The following is a 15483-nucleotide window of genomic DNA, read 5'->3' on the forward strand; positions in this document are numbered from 1 at the left end:
GGCTAATGCGCGGTAAGTGCGGACGTTCCCTTGGAATCTTTTTCCATGGCCGGGTCTTTCAGGCGGAACGTTAAGCGATGAACCCCTGTGCCGCGCTGGCAATATGCTCGGCCCATAGCATCTGCCCCTCGGCATCCTGGATCAGGTCTTGCCGCACCTCGATTTCCGCATAGCGCAATCCGTTGGGAAAAGCATGAAAGGGCACCGTATAGTCGGTGGCATCCATCGCATAGGGTTCATTGTCACCGACGACGACACCGGCAACCGACCGCAACTGGTCGAGCATCGACAGCGCGAAATCCGTCCGCCCTTGCCAATGCAATATGCCGATGTCCCAGGGACGGACATCACCGTTCAGCACCGGGGTAAAACTATGCAACGACAACAGGACCGTCTCGCGTCCTGCGGCCGTCCGGGCCGTGATCAGGTCCGCCATCGCCTGATGATAGGGTCGGTGGATCGCTCTCACCCGCTCTGTCTTCTCCGCCATATCCAAATCGGCATTGCCGCCAATCACGGTGCCATCGGATAAAGCGGGTATCGCCTCGGCATGCGCCGGGTCACGATTGCAATCGATAACCAGACGCGAATAGCTCTGATGCAGAAAAGGGGCATCCAGCCGCCGCGCCAGCGCATGGCCAAGCCCATAGACTCCGATATCGACGGCGATGTGGCGCACCAGATCGATCGCGTTCAACCCCATATCCCCCAGCGTCCCCGGAATAGCCGCCCCCGCATGATCGCCGATCAGCAGGAACGGGGAGCCGCCTTCTGCGTTGAACAGCCCGAACGGCAACGGATCGCCCGGACCCAAGAGATTTTCTGCCGTGCGCCCGGCCATCAGGACATGACCTTATGCCGTTGCTCACCATTCGACACAGCACCATCTATCACTATCAGCAGCCGGTATCCCTGGGTGAACATCGCATCATGATGCGCCCTCGCGAGGCATTTGACCAGCGCTTGCTGTCCGCACGCCTCGACATCGATCCTGCGCCCAGCGAATTGCGCTGGCTGCATGACGTCTTCGGCAATTCCGTCGCCATCGCCACATTCAAGGCGCGGGCTGCGCAATTGGTCGTCAATAGCGAAGCCACATTGGATCATGCCCCGCTCGCGCAGAAGCAGGTGGACGTTGAACCCTATGCCCGCCTCTTTCCCTTCACTTATTCGTCGGAAGACATGCCCGACCTGCTTCGGTCGATCGAACGGGAATATCATGATCCCGAACGCATCGTCGATAATTGGGCGCGCAGCTTTGTCAGCAATCATGGCAATACCAGCACGATCGCGCTGTTGACGGAAATCGCCACGGGCATCCAGCGCGAATTCACCTATGTCCCCCGCCATGAAAAGGGCACCCAGTCGCCCATAGAAACGCTCAAGCTGCGCCAGGGCACCTGCCGCGACTTTGCCGTGTTGATGATCGAGGCGGTGCGCGCTCTGGGTTTCGCCGCGCGGTTCGTTTCTGGTTATGTGTATAATCCTTCGCGATCCGAAGATGTGGTGGGCGGCGGCAACACCCATGCCTGGGTTCGCATCTTCCTGCCTGGTTCCGGCTGGGTCGAATTTGATCCCACCAACGGCATTATCGGCAATCGCGGCCTCATCCGCGTCGCCGTCGCGCGCGATCCCTATCAGGCGTTGCCCCTGTCGGGCACATGGTTCGGCCCGCCCGGCAGCTTCCTGAACATGGATGTGTCGGTCGATGTGCTGCGTGCCGACCCCAGCCTGTTTCCCTCGACCAACCATGGTGCCATCAACAGCCGACATATCGGCGCTTAAGGAAAGTACCCGTCCATGCTGATCCGCTGCGGATATGATATTGCCTTCAATACCGATGCGAAGACCGCGATGGTCGCGCTGTTGAGCGTGCATCCCTCGCGGCATCAGGATCTGCGCACGCCTCAGCGGTTGATGGCCAGCCCCGATATTCCGCTTTATCAGTTCGAGGACGGGTTCGGCAATGTCGCCACCCGCTTCGCGATCCCGCCCGGCGGCGTGACCCTGTCCTGCGATTTCGTGATCGAAGACAGTGGCGAGCCCGATGTGCGCGCCCCCGATGGCCCGCAAATCCCGGTCGAGGATTTGCCCGACGCGGTGATGCCCTTCCTGCTTGGCAGCCGCTATTGCGAAACCGATCGGCTGATGGATGTCGCCTGGGGCAATTTCGCCCATTATGCCTCGGCCCGCGACCGGGTCGATGCGATCGTCGATTTTGTCCACAATCATATCGAGTTCGGCTATCATTATGCCCGGTCGGACAAGACCGCCTGGAACGGCTATCAGGAACGGCGCGGCGTATGTCGCGACTTTGCCCATCTCGCTGTCACCTTGTGCCGCTGCATGAATATCCCGGCGCGCTACTGCACCGGCTATTTGGGTGATATCGGCATCCCGCCGGTCGATGCGCCGATGGATTTCAGCGCCTGGTTCGACGTCTATATCGACGGCAACTGGTACACCTATGATGCCCGTCACAACCGCCCCCGCATCGGCCGCATCCTCATGGCGCGGGGACGCGATGCGACCGACGTCGCCCTGACTACCGCTTTCGGCCCCGCCAATCTGGTCCGGTTCGACGTCCATACCGATGAAGTGCAATCGATAGAGTAAGGGGCCGAGCCACCCCGCCCGCGTCAGGAAAGGCCAAGCACCGATCTTGCAAAATGCACGACGAGCCGCCATTTGCCGCGCCGTTGACGTATTCAAAGGGTAAGCCTGCCATGACGACTGAAACCGCTACCGCGCCCGAAACCCATGCTTTCGAGGCGGATGTTTCGAAGCTGCTGCGCATGATGGTGCATTCGGTCTATTCCGACCGTGACGTCTTCCTGCGCGAACTCATCTCCAACGCCGCCGATGCGTGCGAGAAGCTGCGCTATGAAGGTATCGCCACGCCATCTCTGCTGGGCGATGACCCGCAACCGCGCATCCGCGTTCTGCTGGACGCAGACCAGAACCGCCTGACGATCGAAGATAATGGCATCGGCATGACCGCGGCTGAAATGGGCGAGACGCTGGGCACGATCGCCCGGTCGGGCACCAAGGCGTTCATGGAACGCCTCGCCGCCGAAGCGGGCAAGGAAGGCTCGCAACTGATCGGCCAATTCGGCGTCGGCTTCTACTCCGCTTTCATGGTGGCCAGCCAGGTCGAGGTGTTTTCGCGCCGGGCCGGATCGGACGAGGCTGCCAGCTGGACCTCGGACGGGCAGGGCACTTACACCATCGCCCCCGTAGACCCGGCCGATGCGCCCACGCGTGGCACCCGCGTCGTCCTGCACCTGATGGAAGACGCCAAATCCTATGCCGAACGCTATACGGTCGAGCGCATCATCAAGGCACAGTCGGGCCATGTCCCGGTCCCGATCATGCTGTTCGAAAAGCCCGATGCGGAAGGCGTCGACATCGCCGATGGCGCCGCATTGTGGCTTAAGCCCAAGTCCGAGATCAGCGAAGAGGATTATGCCGACTTCTATCGCAGCGTCGCCGGCCAATATGACAAGCCCGCACACACGGTCCATTACCGGGCCGAAGGCCGCTATGAATATTCGGTCCTGACCTTCATCCCCGAAACCAAGCCGTTCGACCTGTTTGACCCGGATCGCAAAGGGCATATCAAACTCTATGTTCGTCGCGTCTTCATCACCGACGAAGCGCCGATCCTGCCCCGTTATCTGCGGTTCGTACGCGGCCTGGTGGACTCATCGGACCTCCCGCTCAACATGTCGCGTGAGATGATTCAGGACAGCCCGGTGCTGGGTGCCATCCAGAAAGGCGTGACCGGCCGTCTGCTCGGCGACTTGCAGAAGCTGGCAGACAATGATGCGGAGGCCTATCAGCGCATCTGGGAAAATTTCGGCCCCGTCCTCAAGGAAGGACTGTATGAGGATTTCGAACGGCGCGAGGCGCTGCTTGGCCTCGCCCGGTTCAAAAGCACCACATCGGGTGAAGGCTGGCGCTCGCTCAAGGACTATGTCGCGCAGCTTAAAGAAAACCAGACCGCCATCTATTATGCGACCGGCAGCGACCTTGACCGGCTGTCCACCTCGCCACAGCTTGAAGGCTTCCGCGCGCGCGGCATCGAGGTGCTATTGCTGCCCGATCAGGTCGATAATTTCTGGACCACCATGGGCGTCGATTATGAAGGCAAGCCGTTCAAGTCGGTGACGCAGGGCGGCGCGGACCTGGGCCTCATTCCGCTGGTCGAAGGCGCGGACAAGCCCACCGAGCCGGAAAATGCAGCCGTCGCCGACTTCCTCGCCTTCGCCAAGACGACCCTCGCTGATGCCGTATCCGATGTGCGCGCGTCGGACCGGCTGACGACCAGCGCTGTATGCCTGGTCGCGCCCGAAAGCGGCATGGACCGGCAATTGGAAAAGCTGCTCGCCAGCGCAGGCCAGCTCCCGACGGCGGCGTTGCCTGTGCTGGAGATTAATCCGCGTCATGCCCTGATCCAGAAATTGGCGTCGAGCGACGATGCGGATGGTCTCAAGTCCGACCTCGCCCATTTGCTGCTCGACCAGGCCCGCATCGCCGATGGCGAACAACCCACCGACGCGCGCGCCTTCTCTGACCGGCTCGACCGACTGATGAGCCGCGCGGTCGGCTGACAAATGGCGATGGCCCGTCATCCATGCGATGACGGGCCATCCTCCCTGGGCTAGGGTGGCAATCATGGTCAGCACATCGCCCTACCGCCGCATCGGCATCATCGGCACAGGCCGGGTCGCGTCCGCCATCGGCCTCGCGCTGGCCGACCATTCCCAAGACCCGCTTCTAATCTGGGGTCGGAGCCCTAAGAAATGCGCCGAGGCTGTCGCCGTCATCGGACGGGCGCAGGCGACCGAAGATATGGCCCAGATCGCGCGCGACTGCGATCTCATCATGCTCGCCGTCGCGGACGATGCCCTCGCACACATCGTCGTCGCTCTGGCACAGGCTGAACCCACCGACCAGCCACGATTCATTTTCCACGTCAGCGGGCGCAGCGGCGCGACCATATTGGACCCACTGCGCAGCGCCACGTCGATGACGGCGGCTATCCATCCCGCCATGACCTTCACCGGCAACCCGACGCGTGAAGTCAAACATATGATCGGCGCCCGCTTCGCCGTCACTGGATCGACTGAACAAGCCAACGCGGCAGCCCAAAAGCTCGTAACCTTGCTGGGCGGCATCATGGTGCCCGTCGAAGAGGCGCAGCGGGCGCTCTATCACGCCGCTTTATGCCACGGTGCCAACCATTTGGTCACGCTGATCGCCGGAGCCTGCCAGGCACTCGCCGCCGCCGGTGTCGCCGAACCCTCGGCACTCCTCGCCCCCCTGGTACGCGCCGCGCTGGACGCCAGTCTCGATCACGGCATGGCAGGCCTCTCCGGCCCGCTGCTGCGCGGCGACGACGAAACGATCGCCAAACATCTCGCAGCGCTGGGCGAACAATGCCCGACACTCCTGCCGCCCTATAAGGCGATGGCGCTGGCAACCCTGGACGAACTGGACAGGCACAATGGCGCGCCGCGATCCACTGCCGCTTGCCGAACGCTTCTTGAAAAAGACTGAGCGCAAAACCGCCCTGATTGCAGCGCACCGCCATTCCGCAGGGACTTCTACGTCATTCGACCCATAGCCTGCGAAGGCCTTCCACCTATCCTTTCGCATGTTTGATAGGATGCTGCATGATCCGCTGGCTGCTTTTTTCTTCTGCCGCCCTTCTCGCGATGGCAGCGATGTCGCGCGGACAGGCCGCGCCTGCGCAGGCACCTGGTTGGGATAATGCAGCGGCCGCCCGCTATCTTGAAAGTCGCCTGACCTGGTGGCGGCAATGGCCCAAATCCGAACGGGATCATGGCACGCGCTGCGTATCATGTCATACCTCGCTGCCGCATGTTCTGGCGATGCCCGCTTTGCGCGCACAATCTGGCGAACATCGACAAAGCATCGAGATCGTGTCCCACAGCGTGGTGTAGGTTCGCTGGGATAGCCACAGCGACCTCCGGCTAAGCCGGATTGATCATGCTGCCATGGCAGGCAACGTGATGATGGGATTATCGCTTAAACCTGAGACGCTCTCAAGTGTCATGTAGCGGCAGCGTTGGACGGCCCATTTGATGGCATGGACCACCCCCATGCAAACGATCATATTATATGGTGCCATTAAAGTGGAGGAAGCGCGATGTCAGTTGTTACGATTGGCCTTGATCTGGCCAAAACGGTTTTCCAAGTTCACGGTGTAGATGAGGCCGGCTTAACCGTGCTTCGCCGAAAGCTCTCTCGGGCCGATATGGCGGCCTTCTTCAAAAAGCAGCCGCCGTGCCTAGTCGGAATGGAAGCGTGTTCTAGCGCGCATCACTGGGCGCGCTTGCTTGTGGAGATCGGCCACACGGTCAAGCTCATTCCACCTCAGTACGTTAAGCCGTACGTGAAGCGGAACAAGACGGACGCCGCCGACGCGGAGGCCATATGCGAGGCCGTCGCCAAGCCGAACATGCGGTTTGTTCCTATCAAGACGAAGCAGCAACAGGCGGTTCTGGCTTTGCATCGTGTCCGCAGCCTGTTGGTCCGACAGCGAACGGCGACGATCAATGCACTGCGCGGACTGCTGGGCGAATACGGGCTTATCGCGGGCAAGGGCGTGCGACAGCTCGCGATATTGAGCGAGCGTCTTGCAACCTCGGACAAGACCGTCGTCCCGGACGAAGCGCGAGAAGCGTTGCGATGTCTTTTCCGGCACATCGACACATTAACCGATAAGCTTGGCGAGATGGAGAAGCGGATCGTCGCCTGGCACAAATCAAACCCGGACAGCCAGCGTCTGGCTACTGCTCCGGGCGTGGGCCCAATTACGGCGACAGCGATTGTGGCAGCCGTCGGCGATGGCAGTCAGTTCAAGTCTTCCCGTCATTTTGCAGCTTGGCTTGGCCTGACGCCACGGATTCGAGCGAGCGGGGGAAAAGAGAAGATTGGTCGGATCAGCAAAGGCGGCGATCGATATCTCCGAACGCTCTTGATCCATGGAGCTCGGGCCGTTGTAGGAACAACGTTCCGCAAGGACGTGACACCTCGGCCCTGGCTTAAAGCTTTGGTCGACAGGAGGCCCGTGAATGTAGCCTCAACAGCCGTCGCTCACAAGACGGCTCGCTCGATCTGGGCCATGTTGACCAGGAATGAGGTATACCGCCGTCCATCGCCTTTGCCGATGGCGGCCTAACCAGTTCGGCGCCGATGTGATGGTGCCGACTTGCGAGGGCAACGACAGAGTATGGCGAACCGGTATCACCGGGGATCGACAAAGGTCACTGAAATGATGCGAACCAATTTGAGTTCGTCCATTTGTCCGGCCGTCGATCCGCGGAAACCATAGGGGCCTGCGGCGTGTTATGCCGCACAACAAGGCCGGATACACGACCGCAAGATCCGAAATCGTCGAAATCTGTTGAAAAGCCTTGCAAGGTGGGGGTGGTCCATACACGTCGTTCTGTTCCAGAAGGATAGCGCCGACGAGACGGGTAATCGCCTCTTCGTTGGGGAAGATACCGACAACATCGGTGCGCCGCTTGATCTCGCCATTGAGCCGCTCGATCGGATTGTTGCTGTGCAACTTCGTGCGGTGTTGGGCTGGGAAGGTCATGTAGGCCAGCACATCCTCCTCGGCGCTGTCCATCAGAGTAGCGAGTTTTGGCACGGTAGGGCGCAATTGATCGGCGACGCTACGCCATTGGGCCTTTGCGGCCTCTGGAGTTTCCTGGGCGAAAGCGGTGGCGATGAATGCCGACACGACCCGGCGTCCACTCTTGCCGGCATGGGCCAGCGCATTGCGCATAAAATGAACCCGGCATCGCTGCCAGGTGGCGCTGAACACTTTGGCGACGGAGGCTTTTATGCCTTCATGGGAATCTGAGATCACCAGCTTCACGCCGCGCAGACCGCGACGAGCAAGGCTGCGTAGAAACTCGGTCCAGAAGACCTCCGCTTCGGAATGACCGATCGCCATGCCGAGCACTTCGCGCCGGCCATCGCTGTTAACGCCAACGGCAATGATGACCGCGACAGAGACGATGCGACCGGCTCGCCGCACTTTGATGTAGGTCGCGTCCATCCAGAGATAGGGCCAGTCGCCTTCGATCGGACGATCGAGAAAGGCCTTCACCCGCTCGTCGATCTCCACGCACAGTCGGCTGACCTGGCTCTTTGAGATCCCACTCATGCCCATGGCTTTGACCAGATCGTCCACAGAGCGGGTCGAGATCCCCTGGATATAAGCTTCCTGGATGACGGCCGTCAGTGCCTTCTCTGCCATACGGCGGGGCTCCAGAAACCCTGGAAAATATGTTCCCTTGCGCAGCTTGGGGATCCGCAGCTCGACCGTCCCTGCTCGCGTCTCCCAGTCCCGATCCCGATAGCCGTTGCGCTGCGCGAGGCGCTCAGGATCTTTTTCACCATAGGCAGCGCCGGTCGCACCGCCCACTTCCAGTTCCATCAGCCGCTGCGCGGCAAAGCCGATCATGTCGCGTAGAAAATCGCCGTCGGCTGTCTTCCCAACCAGAGCGTGCAGGTCCATCTTGTCATTGGTCATCGGAGGTCTCCGTAAGTTGAGCTTCGCAACCCAAACTTATCCGAAGTTCGCCGGTGACCACCCGCGAAACTGACCGGCCGCTACAGCGCTTTATCGATGAGCGCGCGTCCGGTCAGCTTCGCTACCCTCAAAACCTACACCACCTCCTGGGACACGACCAGCATCGATGAAATGGCCATGTTCGATGACGTGGTAAAACGCGTTTATCTGTGGGACGCGGTCCAGCCTTTCTACCCTGATCAGACGCGCGGCGTGCCCAAATCTGCCGAATCCCGCGGCGTCGAAGCGGTCCTGAACGCCCTGATCCTCGCCACCCGCGATCAGGCAAGCGGGCATTTTGGCGCGGATACGCGACAGGCCTTCGCCAACATGTGGGGCGTCCAGATGAAGACGGGGGATCAAAAGGGCGGCTTCACCTGGCTCAATTTCCGCCTCGAACCCTTTGAATCGACCAGCGCGTCATATTGGGGTGCAACCCTGGCGGCGCTCGCTGTTGCCCGTGCGCCCGACGGCTATGCCGCAAACCCGGCCATTGCGCCACAAATCGAAGCGCTCCGCGCCTATCTGCGCAGCGGCATCCGCGGCGGATCGCTCTATTCCCGATCCCTCATCCTATGGGCGGACAGCCAGCTTGACGATGTGTTGGTTCCAGAGCAACGTACCGAAATCCTCGCGGAACTGATGGCAAGCCAGCGACCGGATGGCGGCTGGAACCTGCCGAGCCTGTCGACATGGCAGCGCATCGATGGAACGAGTTTGCCACAGGAAAGCGACGGCTACGCCACCGCATCGGTCGCCGTCATTCTACGAGAAACAGGCGATCCGTCGACTGCAACCGCCCTAAAACGCGCGCAAAAATGGTTGGCCACCCATCAGGACAAAAGCGGCGCGGTTCCGGCAAAGTCGATCAACAAGGATCGGCAACCCGGCACCGACGCCTATCTATTCATGACCGACGCGGCCACGGGTCTGGCAGGATTGGCCATGCAACCAAAGCAGCCATAGACACAGCTGGACCGCGATCTCTGAGCGGTTATAATATCCCGGAGGTTCGATCGGGTCGGCGGTCAGTTGCCGCTGGACCGCGATCTCTGAGCGGTTATAATCGGCCAGGAATTTGACAGCGACATCGCCTTGTTGCCGCTGGACCGCGATCTCTGAGCGGTTATAATAGATCCGTCATTATCGCATTGAAAACCAAAGCGATAATGACGGATCGCCCGCCTTCAAAACGACCCGAATCGCTAAAACAAAGCCAGCTGATCGGGGTTTTTCCGCTGCCGCCTGCGCCGCTGCCCTGAAAATCGCACGATATTTTCATATTGCCGGTCCGTGAAACTGAGGATGTGGACGTCGCCATTATCGGGGAGCTTCGCTTCGACTCGCCGCATGTAGGTTTCAAACTGTTCCTTGCCGTTGCAGAAACGAGCATAGACGGAAAACTGGCTTTTCTCAAAACCTTCGTCCAGCAGGAACTCGCGGAATTTGGTAGCGGCACGGGCCTGTTCCTTGGTGCCCACCGGCAGGTCGAACATCACGAAAATCCACATCAGGCGATATCCGCTCAGTTGGCTCGCGCTCACGGGAGCAGCGCGTCGAGCCCGGCCAGTTCCAGGGCAGAAGGCGGGGCCGGAAGAATGATGTCGGTCGCCAGCCCACTTTGAAACGCCCGCGCCAGGCTTTGGGCAGCCCGGTTGGCGGCACCCGCCACCGTCGTCGCGCCGTCCGCTCCAGGCAGGTCGAGCGCGATCAGCCCGGCAAAAGCGCGCTTGGCTTCGGGCGTCACCCTATCGATGCCACGCGCCGCCATCCGCACCGCCAGTCCATCGACCAGCGGCCGAAAAGGCTCGATCAGGTCGTCGGCTAGGGCAAAGGCATTGGTGCGGTTGGCATGATGCACGCCGATCGAGGGATGCAGGCCGGATGCTACCACGGCGCGCGCACACAGCGATCGCAGCACGGTATAGCCATAGTTGAGCAGGGCGTTGATATCCTCCGCATCCCGGTCGCGACGAAAACTCTCGCCCATCAGCAAAGGCCAATAGCGGCGCGCCGTCTGCGCCTCGACATTGTCCGGGTCGCCCGACCCGACCCGCCTGGCCAGCAGGTCGAACGCGGAGGCAGACACGCCATTGGCCTCCAAAATCGCCGCCTGCCAGCGGATCTTGGCGATGATGATCCGCCGCCATAGCTGCTTGGACAGCGGTTTGCCCGCCTCCCACTGCGCGCGGATGCGGCTGTTCTGGGCATGATGCCCGTCGAGCGGCAGGCAGACGGCGACCGGCGCATGATTGCTGCCGCACAACAGCATGATCGCGCCCCGCTGCGCCAGCGCGACGATCAGATTGGTGGACCAGCTTATGCCATGGGCATGGACGATGACCGCGGCGACATCGTCCAGCGGTATCCGGCCGACCTCCTCCCGATCCTGCGACACGATCAGGAAACCGCGATAGGCCGACAGATGACGGCCGTCGGTCGCGATATCGACGATTCGGTCCATGTCTGTCGCCGCGCCCGCTCAGTTCGGCTTGCGTGTCTTGCGCTGCTTCGTACGCGCGGGAAAGCCGGGGTCCAGCACCCGGCCCAACTCGTCGATCCGAACCTGGCGCGCGCGCAATGCCTTGAGCGTGTTGGGCGAGGGGTAGCTATATTTGAACGGATCACCTTTATCGGCATCGCGCGCCTTCAACGCTCCGCCTTCATTGGGTGGCGCGACCGCAAATTGCTTCTCGGAAAATTTCACGACACGCACCAGTTCCCGCTCCGCACCATTTCGCTCGATCGCCAGCACATCGTCGCGATGCAAACTCAAAACCTTGCGCGCGGTGGGGTTGGCGGCGCGGATGGCGGATTGCCAGCCCGGCTGATGCGCATCGAACATGGAAACGACTTCATTCACCCACTTGCCTCCCGGCAATTCCCACACATCATATCTGTAGTTGGAATCGCCCTTATAGCCCTTGTAGATGTGTCCATTTCGGTCACGAATGGGAATGACGCTCAGCGGTTCGGTCACGCGCACGCGACGGACGCCACCATAGGGATGCCATTCGCGACTGCCAAACTCACCAATCGCCTTCTCGAACGCCTTGCCCTCCAGCCCGTCGAGATGCTGGTAGAGCGCAGCCTTCAACTCAGGGTCGCGCACACGGTCGATGTCGGCCAGCTTCTTGAAGCTCGACAACGGCACCCGGCGCACCACGATGCTGTTGCCCTTGGCGTCGCTTTCCCCGGTAAAGCCATAGGCGGTGTCATTATGCAGCCGCCCGGCGGTCGCGTCCTTGCCCTTGGGCAGGCCCGCTTTCGACGCCGTGCCATGATCGGTACGGTGGCTGACGGTAATGGCATTGACGGCCGTGCGCAGATCATCGCGGAATCCTTCCCACGGTTCGGGAATGATGATCCGTTCGCGTCCTTCCGCGCCTTCCTGACCCGAAGCCCGCGCAATCCTGTTCAGCATTCCCCGGTCCACGATCGCCACCACCACCGCGTCGATCGCATGATGGCGATGATCCAGCCGGTTCTTGGCCTGATCCGCGCCGCCGCCGAAATTATGATCGGGCAACAGGTCGTTGAGGCCCAGCTTGCGCCGCACCATCTCGGTCAGGCGGCCGGGCGAAACCCAGATATGGCCGCTCCCTTCGCCCTTGTCGGGATAGAGCGTCGCCAGATATTCGCGCGACAGCCGGGCGAGATATTGGGTGTCGATCAGATGCCGAGCCTGAAACCCGCCGTCATCCTTGAACTTTTCCATCGCATCCGGCTCGAACCGCCAGCGCTTGTTGCGCGGCAATTGCGCGGCGCGCGCGGCAATCTCTTCCCAGCGGGCGCTATGCCCCCACGCTTCATAGGGGGACCGTTTGCGCTTCTCCCGATTGGCCTCGCGGGTGCAGACGATCTTGTTGCCATTGCTGTCGTCCAGCGTCGCGGTGAATGGCAGGATATGATCGACCTCGACCGCAGCGGAAAACAGCATGTCGATGGAAATCTGCACGCCACTATAGATGCACCGCCGGTCCAGTACATTGGCCGGATTCAGTTCCTCCCATAATTTCAGCAAGGCCCGGTTCGCACCGGTATCGGGCTTGCCGATCGCCAACAGCTTTTCCGACCGCCGTTCCGCATCCAGCCGATTGCTGTTATTCTCCTTATTGATCCGCTTCTTGTCCTCATCCGTCAGCTTCAGTTCGCGCGCCAGCTCGATCGCGATTTCGGCGGGCGGGCCATAGGCGCGGATCAGCCGGTTGACGATCCGCCGCAACTGATTGAGCCCGATATGGACGGTGGGATTGGTCAGCCGACCAACGCGCATTTCATCCGAATCGGACGGATCTCCCGTCCCCGGCATGATGTGCCGCTCCAGCGCCACGCCATAATAGGGCAATTGCGGTCGCCCCTCTTCGTCCTCGAAGACCTCGCCCGTGCGCCGGTCGCTATGATGGCCCAGGCCCGCCGCCGTGACCGCTTCGCTATATACCAGCACTCGACCATCCTTCTCGCCGTCGCGCAGCGCGTCGATCAGCTTGCGTGTCGCGGTCTCGCCGAACCGACCATAGCCCTGCGGCAACGGCGCATTGGTGACGGCTCGCGTCTGTTCCGGCGTTAACTCGTAACGCTCGGCCAGCCAGGCGCGAAAAGCCGCATCCTCCGCGTCGCTTTCGACATCGCCCAGCCGCTCGATCACTGCCCATTGCTCTTCGATCGACAAATGCACCCAGCGATTGTCGAAGCGCGTCTTGCTCCCCATCGCCGCCGCGACTTCATCGCCCTTCAACTCGGTGCGGTTTTCGCTCTCCTTGTTAAAACGCGCGTCGGGGTCTAGCTTGAGCGTCTTTCGCAGGCTTTCGAAACTGACCTTGTTGCGATCCTTGAGCTTGAGGAACAGCGTATCGCGTTCCTCGCGCGTCAGACGCTGCGCGACTTCGCCCGGCCGCACGATCATCAGCGCATTAAGTTCTTCCAGCAAGCGGCGGCGCTGGAACAAGGGATGCGCCTTGGGCAGCCGCCGGTCACCCGCGATCAGCGTACACATGCCGATCTGCGGTGCTTTCAAGGGGCGCTGGTAAAAGACGATCTCGAACAGGCGCTCATACACGTCGTCAGTCAGCACGTCGGGATGATGCGCCGCTTGCGCCTCCCAAATGGCCGCAAATTCCTCCTCCAGCAGGTCGCGGCCAGGGTAAAAATCATACCCATCGCCCTTGGCGTCTTCGCCGCTTTCAGGGCGCAGTCGTGTCCGGACCGGGGGAATGGCATTGGCGTCCGTCGCGCTGGCACGGCGTCGGTGCAACCATTCGCCATAGGTACGCGCGCCATTCTCGGCCATGGCCTCACGCGCACGATCAACGCCGATCGCGATCTTGCCTGCGTCGTCATCCGCTTTCCTATCGGCCTTCCGGTTGGATTTGAAACCGCGCCGCTGGTTGAGATGAAAGAGCGCCCGGCCCAATTCATGCAGCGACAGCGCCTCATCCAGCGCCCGTGCGCGGAGCGCATAGGGGTCGAGCGCGGCCAGCGCCTTGCGTTCACCTTCACCTCAGGGAACAACCCGTCAGCGACGAGATATTTGAGCAACGCCCGCTGCCGCTGCTGAAAGCGATCCCGCCGCCGCCGCATCGCCCGCGCATCGCGCCGATCCACGGCCAACGACGCCCCGGACTTGGGATCGCGCCCATCACTGAAAATACGCGAACCGGCCGCGAGGATAGCTCTAGGCAATCCGCGCGCATCGAGTTCGATCGCCGCCCAACCCAGCGAATTGGCCCCCAGGTCAGCGCCCAAGCGCCAATATATATGCTTTTTGCCTGTCATGACAATCGACCCCCAGAAGAGAAAATCCAATGGGCCAAGTTACTTGGCTAAGGTCAAGGCAAATTCTGCGCCGAAATGGGTCTGTCGATCATTGTCACTATTGACGACGGTCGGCGCCTGTGCGATCTCAAAACCTCAGAGATCGCGGTCTGGCAGTTAACAAGTGTCAGTACGCACCAGATAAGGGCGACGCTCCGGCGTCGCCTTTTTTTTGTGCGTCACCCGTCAGCCTGCGATGATCCTTCCACCTGCCGATCGGCAAATCGGAACACCGCATCGTTGAACGCATCATTGGCGTCGCCCGCCACCATATGATGCGCGCCGTCGATATGCACATAGTCGGCATGCGGCACCATCTCCAGAAAGGCGCGCGCCCCCTCTTCGGTCACGATCCGGCTGCGGCCGCCCCGGATCAGCAAGGTGGGAATGGTTAGCCCCCGCGCCGCCGTCTCCAGCACGGTCGGTCCTTCCGCCTCCTGCTTGGCATCCACGCCCATCGTCATGAAAGCCGGGTCCCAATGCCAGTACCAGCGTGCGCCCCGCTGTCGCAAATTCTTCGCCAGCCCCCGGCTGCTCTGCGGCTTGTCACGATGCGGCAGATAGGCCGATACCGCCGCTGCTGCCTCCTCGATCGAGGCAAAGCCGTCCGACCCGGCGTTCATGAAGGCGATCACCTCGTTCGCCCCCTCCATGTCCACCGTTGCGGTGATGTCCACCAGCACCAGCGCGCGGATCGCGGCAGGATCGGCGGCGGCCACGATCATGCCGACGATCCCACCCAGCGACGCGCCCACCACCACCGGGGGTCGGTCCAATTGCGCCAGCACCGCGCGCAAATCATCGGCAAAGACGGTCAGATCATAGCGTCCATCGGGCGACCATCCGCTGTCGCCATGGCCGCGCAAATCCATGGATAGCGCGCGAAACCCATGGCGCGCCGCCTCGACCAGCGCCTTGCCCCAGCTTTGCCGCGTCTGCCCGCTGCCATGCAGGAACAGGATGGGCTGGCCATCCACCGGCCCGGTGACGTCGGCGGCCAGGTCTACGTCCGCCCCCCGCAATGTCTGTCTTTCAATCGCGCTCATGCCAGCCAT

The 15483-nt window shown here is 61.4% G+C and carries 12 protein-coding genes and 1 pseudogene; 7 read left to right on the forward strand and 6 right to left on the reverse strand.

Annotated features, from left to right (window positions below; all coding sequences use genetic code 11):
* Positions 1–70 precede the first annotated feature (70 nt).
* Complete coding sequence (locus OVY48_RS03705) at positions 71–841, reverse strand: N-formylglutamate amidohydrolase (RefSeq protein WP_037480342.1); 771 nt, start codon at positions 839–841, stop codon at positions 71–73.
* 14 nt (positions 842–855) lie between these two features.
* Between OVY48_RS03705 and OVY48_RS03710 the strand changes: the two genes are divergently transcribed.
* The 6 genes from OVY48_RS03710 (at position 856) to OVY48_RS03735 (ending at position 7210) form a co-directional block, all read left to right on the forward strand.
* Entirely contained in the window at positions 856–1785 is a 930-nt protein-coding gene (locus OVY48_RS03710) for a transglutaminase N-terminal domain-containing protein (RefSeq protein WP_069064262.1), read from the forward strand.
* Between the two features lie 15 nt (positions 1786–1800).
* A complete protein-coding gene (locus OVY48_RS03715) occupies positions 1801–2616 on the forward strand; it encodes a transglutaminase-like domain-containing protein (RefSeq protein WP_037480338.1) in 816 nt (271 codons plus the stop codon).
* A 110-nt stretch (positions 2617–2726) separates the two neighbouring features.
* Positions 2727–4613: a molecular chaperone HtpG gene (htpG, locus tag OVY48_RS03720; protein ID WP_037480336.1), complete on the forward strand. Its 1887-nt coding sequence runs from the start codon at positions 2727–2729 to the stop codon at positions 4611–4613.
* 64 nt (positions 4614–4677) lie between these two features.
* Positions 4678–5562, forward strand: coding sequence for a Rossmann-like and DUF2520 domain-containing protein (locus OVY48_RS03725; protein WP_313921866.1), 885 nt, complete (start codon positions 4678–4680; stop codon positions 5560–5562).
* 116 nt (positions 5563–5678) lie between these two features.
* Positions 5679–5969: a hypothetical protein gene (locus tag OVY48_RS03730; protein ID WP_313921867.1), complete on the forward strand. Its 291-nt coding sequence runs from the start codon at positions 5679–5681 to the stop codon at positions 5967–5969.
* A gap of 206 nt (positions 5970–6175) precedes the next feature.
* Positions 6176–7210 carry an IS110 family transposase gene (locus tag OVY48_RS03735; RefSeq protein WP_107126479.1) on the forward strand — a complete coding sequence of 345 codons (1035 nt, stop codon included), beginning with the start codon at positions 6176–6178 and terminating at the stop codon, positions 7208–7210.
* A 261-nt stretch (positions 7211–7471) separates the two neighbouring features.
* On the opposite strand, the pseudogene OVY48_RS03740 reads toward OVY48_RS03735, so the two are convergent.
* Positions 7472–8575 (reverse strand): annotated as a pseudogene (locus OVY48_RS03740) (IS256 family transposase); the annotation flags it as partial.
* Between the two features lie 96 nt (positions 8576–8671).
* On the opposite strand from OVY48_RS03740, the gene OVY48_RS03745 reads away from it, so the two are divergent.
* On the forward strand, positions 8672–9580 hold the full coding sequence (locus OVY48_RS03745) for a hypothetical protein (protein WP_313921868.1): 909 nt from the start codon (positions 8672–8674) through the stop codon (positions 9578–9580).
* A gap of 239 nt (positions 9581–9819) precedes the next feature.
* Here the strand turns inward: OVY48_RS03745 and cas2 are convergent, their stop codons facing one another.
* The 4 genes from cas2 to OVY48_RS03765 all read right to left on the reverse strand — a co-directional run bounded on the left by cas2 (position 9820) and on the right by OVY48_RS03765 (position 15483).
* The gene (cas2, locus tag OVY48_RS03750; RefSeq protein WP_037480334.1) at positions 9820–10125 is read right to left on the reverse strand and encodes a CRISPR-associated endonuclease Cas2; all 306 of its coding nucleotides are present in this window, start codon (positions 10123–10125) and stop codon (positions 9820–9822) included.
* Positions 10126–10154: 29 nt separating this feature from the next.
* Positions 10155–11078, reverse strand: coding sequence for a type II CRISPR-associated endonuclease Cas1 (gene cas1, locus OVY48_RS03755; protein WP_037480332.1), 924 nt, complete (start codon positions 11076–11078; stop codon positions 10155–10157).
* A gap of 18 nt (positions 11079–11096) precedes the next feature.
* Positions 11097–14093 (reverse strand): type II CRISPR RNA-guided endonuclease Cas9, encoded by a 2997-nt coding sequence (gene cas9 / locus OVY48_RS03760; RefSeq protein WP_409592952.1) that lies wholly within the window; start codon positions 14091–14093, stop codon positions 11097–11099.
* Between the two features lie 514 nt (positions 14094–14607).
* On the reverse strand, positions 14608–15483 hold the full coding sequence (locus tag OVY48_RS03765) for an alpha/beta fold hydrolase (protein ID WP_052027833.1): 876 nt from the start codon (positions 15481–15483) through the stop codon (positions 14608–14610).

The sequence above is a fragment of the Sphingobium sp. SA2 genome (assembly GCF_032227065.1).
In the GTDB taxonomy this organism is placed as follows: domain Bacteria; phylum Pseudomonadota; class Alphaproteobacteria; order Sphingomonadales; family Sphingomonadaceae; genus Sphingobium.

Excerpts from the sequence above, each read along its gene's own strand:
- OVY48_RS03745 (WP_313921868.1), top strand. The coding sequence starts at position 8,672 with ATGAGCGCGCGTCCGGTCAGCTTCGCTACCCTCAAAACCTACACCACC.
- OVY48_RS03735 (WP_107126479.1), top strand. The coding sequence starts at position 6,176 with ATGTCAGTTGTTACGATTGGCCTTGATCTGGCCAAAACGGTTTTCCAA.
- cas2 (WP_037480334.1), bottom strand. The coding sequence starts at position 10,125 with ATGTGGATTTTCGTGATGTTCGACCTGCCGGTGGGCACCAAGGAACAG.
- OVY48_RS03730 (WP_313921867.1), top strand. The coding sequence starts at position 5,679 with ATGATCCGCTGGCTGCTTTTTTCTTCTGCCGCCCTTCTCGCGATGGCA.
- OVY48_RS03715 (WP_037480338.1), top strand. The coding sequence starts at position 1,801 with ATGCTGATCCGCTGCGGATATGATATTGCCTTCAATACCGATGCGAAG.
- OVY48_RS03765 (WP_052027833.1), bottom strand. The coding sequence starts at position 15,483 with ATGGCTGGCATGAGCGCGATTGAAAGACAGACATTGCGGGGGGCGGAC.
- htpG (WP_037480336.1), top strand. The coding sequence starts at position 2,727 with ATGACGACTGAAACCGCTACCGCGCCCGAAACCCATGCTTTCGAGGCG.
- OVY48_RS03705 (WP_037480342.1), bottom strand. The coding sequence starts at position 841 with ATGGCCGGGCGCACGGCAGAAAATCTCTTGGGTCCGGGCGATCCGTTG.
- OVY48_RS03725 (WP_313921866.1), top strand. The coding sequence starts at position 4,678 with ATGGTCAGCACATCGCCCTACCGCCGCATCGGCATCATCGGCACAGGC.
- OVY48_RS03710 (WP_069064262.1), top strand. The coding sequence starts at position 856 with ATGCCGTTGCTCACCATTCGACACAGCACCATCTATCACTATCAGCAG.
- cas1 (WP_037480332.1), bottom strand. The coding sequence starts at position 11,078 with ATGGACCGAATCGTCGATATCGCGACCGACGGCCGTCATCTGTCGGCC.